Source organism: Albidovulum sp., assembly GCF_041919395.1.
In the GTDB taxonomy this organism is placed as follows: domain Bacteria; phylum Pseudomonadota; class Alphaproteobacteria; order Rhodobacterales; family Rhodobacteraceae; genus Albidovulum.
Map to the genome: position 1 here is coordinate 1 of NZ_JAYRTX010000146.1, position 4,820 is coordinate 4,820.

The following is a 4,820-nucleotide window of genomic DNA, read 5'->3' on the forward strand; positions in this document are numbered from 1 at the left end:
GGCGTCTTCGAGATGGGCCTGCGCCTTGTCGGCACCGACCCGCAATGGACCTTCTTCCTCATCGGTGCGCTGATCATCTTCGCCGTAGCCGTGGATCAGTGGATCAGAAAGGTGGCCGCGTGATGGACCCGATTCTCAAAGCCCGCAATCTCGTCAAGCGCTACGGCAAGGTCGTCGCCCTCGACCAGTGCGACTTCGACCTCTACCCCGGCGAGATTCTCGCCGTGATCGGCGACAACGGCGCCGGCAAGTCGACCCTGATCAAGGCGATCTCCGGCGCCGTGGTGCCGGATGAGGGGGACATCTGGCTGGAGGGCCGCAAGGTCGCCTTCTCGACCCCGCTCGAAGCGCGCGGCGCCGGGATCGAGACCGTCTACCAGACGCTTGCCATGTCGCCCGCACTCTCGATCGCCGACAACATGTTCATGGGGCGCGAGCTCAGGCGGCCGGGGATCATGGGCCATGTCTTCCGCAAGCTCGACCGCCCGGCGATGGAGAAGTTCGCGCGGGAGAAACTGAACGAGCTTGGCCTGATGACGATCCAGAACATAAACCAGGCGGTGGAGACGCTCTCGGGCGGTCAGCGGCAGGGCGTGGCGGTGGCGCGCGCCGCCGCCTTCGGCTCGAAGGTGGTGATCCTCGACGAGCCCACGGCCGCGCTCGGCGTGAAGGAAAGCCGCAGGGTACTCGAACTCATCCGCGACGTGCGGGCGCGGGGCCTGCCCGTCATCCTGATCAGCCACAACATGCCGCATGTCTTCGAGGTGGCCGACCGCATCCACATCCACCGCCTCGGCCGCAGGCTCTGCGTGATCCGGCCGGGAGATTTCACCATGTCGGATGCCGTGGCCTTCATGACCGGCGCCAAGGAGGCGCCGGAGGACGCCGCCGCCTGAACGGATCAGGCGAAGCGGTGCCTGAGCCGGCGCGGCACCGCCTCGATCACATGCCAGACGAAGGCGGCATAGGCGATGGATATGACCGCGGCCGCGGCGATGAAGAGCGCGGCGTTGCCCTCGAACCAGCCGTACTTTTCCAGAATGCGGATGATCACGTAGTGGGCGAGGTAGATCGAGTAGGAATAAAGCCCGATCGTCCTGACCCAGCCAAGATTCAAGGGCCGGAAGAGCCAGTAGTCGGGCCGCGTGACCGCGTAGTGGAAGACCACCATCAGCGCGAGACCCTGCACCGTGTAGCGAAGCGTTGACCGGAACGTCATGTCGCGTGCGAGGATGGAGAGGGCGAGCACCGCGAGCGCCCCGAAGACGAGGAACGTGAGCCGTCGGTTGTCGGCCGGCAGAACCCGCCGCGCCGTCCCGTTCCGCTCCATGAGCGCCAGAAGACAGCCGTAGAGGATCGAGTCGAACCGCGTGTCGGTTGAGATGTAGATCGTCCACTGGGTGTCGAGCAGGACCTGCCAGCGGAAGTAGCGCCAGGCGACGATAACGACGAGCAGTGCGACGATGTGGGGAAGCCGCACCTTCCCGTGGGTGAAGAGCAGGAAGATGAGCGGGAAGATGAGGTAGAAGTGCTCCTCCACCGACAGGGACCAGAGCGGCTGCAGTCCGACGACGACGGACCCGCCATCGGGGAAGGCCGCGAGGTAGTAGTTGTGGAAATAGAGAAGCTGGCTGAGGATCGCGAGCGGGTCGAATTTGCCGTCCGCGAAACCGAGCCAGACGAGCAGGTAGCCCAGTCCGAGCGTGAAGAAGAGCGGCGGCGAGAGCCTCAGGAAACGGCGGACATAGAATTTGCCGATGTGGATGCCGCCGGTGTCGCGCCATTCCCGCAGGAAGAGCGTGGTGATCAGGAACCCTGACAGGAAGAAGAAGATCGTCACGCCGAAACCGCCAGCGATGGCGTCGGAAAGCCCGGCATGCGCGAAGAAGACGATCGCCACCGACACCGCCCGGATGCCGTCGAGCGAAGGGATCGCCCCGCGCGCGAGGGTGGGCGGCAGGCTCCCTGCCTCCGGCGCGGCCGCCTCGGCCGTCCTTGTGACGTCGCCCCGCATCATTTCCGAACCTGGCACACCCATAACGAACCCTTCGCCCCGCGCCCCTCAGTCACGGCCCGCCCCGGTCCCGACCGCCACCCCCGCCCGCGTGACCGGCCGCGACTCGAGCCGCCGCCCGAACTGCAGCATCGGCCCCTCGAACCAGCGGAACGAGACGACCGCGGCGGCGTAGCTCAGAGCGAGGCAGAGCGCGGCATTGACCCAGAAGGGCAGCCCGCCGACGCCAAGCGCGCGCTCGGCCATGAGTTGCGCCTCGAGCACCATGAAGTGAAAGAGATAGATGAAGTAGGAATAAAATCCCACCCGCGCATATCCGGTGGCGAGGAGCCCGCGGTAGCCCCTGAGCCAGGCCTCCGATACCGCGATGGCCAGCAGGGTCAGGCAGGTGACGAGCGTGTAAAGGAAGGTCGGCGCGAAGGCGCCGCCAAGCATCCTCGCCCCGAGCGCGATCAGTGTCAGCACGGCGATCGGGCCGATGACCGGCATCCCCCGGCCCATCGCCCAGGCAAGAACGCCACCCATGGCGATGGAATCGAGCCGGGTCAGCGGGAAGTGATAGATCCCTCCGTGGCCCACCGTGTTGAAGTAGAACCTCAGGCCCAATGAGAAGAGGCTCAGGAAAACGAGGAAGGCGGGCAGCGACCGGCGCGCGACCAGCGCGGCAAGGCCGATGACGATGTAGGAGAACTCCTCGACCGAGAGCGACCAGGTGATGGTGTAGGGCACCGTCTCGACCCCGTCGAAGAAGATGAACCAGCCGGTCATGAACGTGTAGGGAATCCAGATCCGGTCAATGATCCCCGGTTCCTGGCCGAGCACCTTGGCTGCGAGGAAATAGATCGTCACAGCCGCCATGTAGAGCGGCACGATCCGGAAAAACCGCCTGAGGAAGAAGGTACGGATCGAACCGGCATCGGCGTGCCGGATGAGGAAGGAGGTGATGAGATAGCCGCTCAAGGGAAAGAAGATGTCGACGCCGAGTGTGCCCCAGGCGCGGAACAATGCGGCGACCGGGTCGAGGGCGGCATCGGGATAGCGCGTCGCCACGTGGAAGACGACGACCATGACGATGGCTGTCGCCCGGATGCAGTCGAGCGGCACCGACCGTTTCGAGATGAATTCCGATTTTACGCTCATGCCGCAGGCCCGCCGCTCATGCCCGGCGCCCCGCCGCGCGCGGCACAAGCCCCGGCGCGACCGGTCGCTGCCGGGAGGGGCCGAAGCGTGAATACTGCGGCCCGCGTCGCGGCTCCGCCTCGGACTCGGACTCGGGCGGCTCCTCGCCGGTCTCGACCTCGGTGTCCAGCATCCACAGGCCGGCACCAAAGAAGAAGAACATGAACGAGGCGATCTCGCTCCAGACGAAGACCGTGCCGAGCGTCAGCGTGGCGCTGATCATGGAGATGACCCAGGCAGTTCTCACCCGGTCGAGCGTGCTGCCCTTGGGAAAATCGCGCTTGGCGACAGCGACGATGGCGAGGATGAACGCGAGGAACTGCGAAAAGAAGGTGGGGAATCCGAAGGCCACGGCAAGGCCGAGCCAGTAGTTGTCGAGACTGCCTGTCATCCAGGGCGGCAGGTTCCAGGGTCGCTTGAAGATGCCGAAGACCGGCGTCACCATAACCTGGTCGATGCCATAGTCGAGAAGGATGCGCCGTGCGTTTGCCGTTCCGGGGTTAAACGCCAGCTTCGTGATGATGTAGTAAAGCGCCGGGCCATTCGACGCTATCTCGAGCACGACGTAGAGCCCGAGGCTGAGCCAGACCAGCGTCATCCACGGCCGCTCGTTCTTGCGCATCACGTAAAGCCACATGATCAGCAGGAACTGGATGATCATCGACAGGAACGGGCCGCTCGAGAGCGAGAAGAAGGTAGTGAGCGCGAGCACGGCGGTCTGCGCCCACAGCCGGAAGTTGCCCATCTGGTTCTTCATCGCGAGGAAGAAGAGCGCGACCGAAAGGGAGCAGAAGAAGCCGTAGTGGATGGGGTGGACGAACACGAACTGCACCCGATCGAGCCCCATCCGGCGCGGGTACTGTACATCCCGGTTCGACGTGAAACCCGGGATCATCTCGACGATCTTCGGTATCGTGAGATGCCCCGTCAGCGTCTCGTAGACGATGAAGGGAAGGCTGAGCGTCAGGACGAGGGCAAAGAACCGGACGAAGCCGAGGAACTGGTCGAGGTCGCGGATCGCCGCCCGCCCCGCAAGATAGCCGCCGAGCAGGATGACCGTATTGACGCCGGTGTAGGTGATCGCGGTGCTGGCCGAAGCGTTCACGAAGACGCTCAGCGTGAACCAGGACATGTGAAAGAGGATGAGCCAGTCGACATAGGTAATGCGCCCGTAGTTCCTGCCCAGCAGCTTCAAGAGCAGCAATGGGATCATCAGGAGGAACAGGAGCCGCGACGGCGTCATCAGCAGCGTTCCGATATTGAAGAACGCCGGAATCAGGAGCGCGACGAAGACGATGAGCGCGAAGAACGGCATGCGCTGCGCGGCCCGCCCCGCGCCATCGGGGCGAACGACCACCTGCCCATCCCGCATCAGGACAGCGCCCCGCTGCGAAGGGAGTGTTCTCACGCCTGCCACGCAAGCCCTCCTGTTCCTGCCTCGCGTTTTGCGGAAACGACGGGCATTTCGCAAGGAAAGAAGTGGATCCGGCACCTCCTGGCGACAATCCCTGCCGAAGGCGGCAGAATTGCGGCGCAGGCGGCACTGGCGCGTGTCGAATGCCCGTGTCGCAGGGCACGACAAGGACCGCGTGTGACCCGGGGCCTCCGTCCTGCGAAAGGATGAGAC

General features: G+C 64.6%; 4 protein-coding genes and 1 pseudogene. 2 read left to right on the plus strand and 3 right to left on the minus strand.

Going from position 1 to position 4,820, the window contains the following annotated elements:
• Positions 1 to 123: pseudogene (locus ACMUOO_RS16380) on the plus strand (ABC transporter permease); the annotation flags it as partial.
• Positions 123 to 896 (plus strand): ATP-binding cassette domain-containing protein, encoded by a 774-nt coding sequence (locus tag ACMUOO_RS16385; protein WP_301919518.1) that lies wholly within the window; start codon positions 123 to 125, stop codon positions 894 to 896. The pseudogene ACMUOO_RS16380 and the gene ACMUOO_RS16385, both read left to right, overlap by 1 nt.
• Before the next feature lie 5 nt (positions 897 to 901).
• Here the strand turns inward: ACMUOO_RS16385 and ACMUOO_RS16390 are convergent, their stop codons facing one another.
• The 3 genes from ACMUOO_RS16390 to ACMUOO_RS16400 are packed head-to-tail and all read right to left on the minus strand — an operon-like array spanning position 902 to position 4,610.
• Positions 902 to 2,014: an acyltransferase family protein gene (locus ACMUOO_RS16390; protein ID WP_301919519.1), complete on the minus strand. Its 1,113-nt coding sequence runs from the start codon at positions 2,012 to 2,014 to the stop codon at positions 902 to 904.
• A gap of 48 nt (positions 2,015 to 2,062) precedes the next feature.
• Positions 2,063 to 3,154, minus strand: coding sequence for an acyltransferase family protein (locus ACMUOO_RS16395; RefSeq protein WP_301919520.1), 1,092 nt, complete (start codon positions 3,152 to 3,154; stop codon positions 2,063 to 2,065).
• Between the two features lie 16 nt (positions 3,155 to 3,170).
• Positions 3,171 to 4,610: an O-antigen ligase family protein gene (locus ACMUOO_RS16400; RefSeq protein ID WP_301919521.1), complete on the minus strand. Its 1,440-nt coding sequence runs from the start codon at positions 4,608 to 4,610 to the stop codon at positions 3,171 to 3,173.
• Positions 4,611 to 4,820: the final 210 nt, after the last annotated feature.

Excerpts from the sequence above, each read along its gene's own strand:
- ACMUOO_RS16385 (WP_301919518.1), top strand. The coding sequence starts at position 123 with ATGGACCCGATTCTCAAAGCCCGCAATCTCGTCAAGCGCTACGGCAAG.
- ACMUOO_RS16390 (WP_301919519.1), bottom strand. The coding sequence starts at position 2,014 with ATGCGGGGCGACGTCACAAGGACGGCCGAGGCGGCCGCGCCGGAGGCA.
- ACMUOO_RS16395 (WP_301919520.1), bottom strand. The coding sequence starts at position 3,154 with ATGAGCGTAAAATCGGAATTCATCTCGAAACGGTCGGTGCCGCTCGAC.